Consider the following 795-nt stretch of genomic DNA (forward strand, 5'->3'; position numbering starts at 1 on the left):
GCCTTGCAGGGTCAGTTCGATGCGGTCATTGGCGGCAAATACGCCGGTGACGAGGATACCGGCAGTGCCACCGTCCAGTTGATCGTGATGCAGGATGTTGTCGATGTCCGCCTGTTCGAAGATCGGTGCGGCCAACAGCACAATGCCCGGTTTGAACGGCAGCACCAGCGAGTCCGACCAGCCGCTGGCATTTTCCACCACATCGAACACTTCCCAGCGCACCATCAGAGTGTTGGTGGGAGCGAGGGTGGCCAGTTGATCCGGGGTCAGTTCGAACATCACATCGCCCAACGCGGTAACCATGGTTTCCAGCAGCAGCGAGCCGAAGGCCAGGACCACTACATCACCGATGTGCTGGTTGAAATACTGCATGACGGTTACGAACATTCCGTCATCGATCACCGTCTGATCGACGAAACCCTCGGAAGCCACGGGCAATTTCAGGCCCTGGTTGAAGGGTTTGCCACCATCGGTATCGGCCTCGCCTGGCGCGGGGTATTTGTAGAGCAGCGGTATGTGCGGGGACTCTTCGGTATTTTTGCTGAAGCGCTTGACTTCGAACCACAAGTCCTTGCTCTGGATTTGCAGCGGCAGAAAGCGGGACTGCATGTCGGCAGCCGAAATGTGGAACGGGATGTTCTTGGCGTTGCCCTGGTCATCGAAGTGCGCAGCGGTAACCGAAAATTGCGCGACCGGTGATCGCGTGTTTTCGATAAACACTCTGATATCGTCGCCTACGGCCATCTCGATATAGGCCAGGATATACACCAGCAGACCGTCGCGGTCGCCCTGCAC

1 protein-coding gene is annotated in these 795 nt (G+C 57.5%); it reads right to left on the reverse strand.

Going from position 1 to position 795, the window contains the following annotated elements; all coding sequences use genetic code 11:
* The coding region (locus tag HT737_RS28820) for a hypothetical protein (protein ID WP_182404522.1) at positions 1 to 795 on the reverse strand (795 nt) is incomplete at both ends.

Origin of the sequence: Pseudomonas sp. MD195_PC81_125 (assembly GCF_014060985.1) — a bacterium.
In the GTDB taxonomy this organism is placed as follows: Bacteria; Pseudomonadota; Gammaproteobacteria; order Pseudomonadales; family Pseudomonadaceae; genus Aquipseudomonas; species Aquipseudomonas parakoreensis.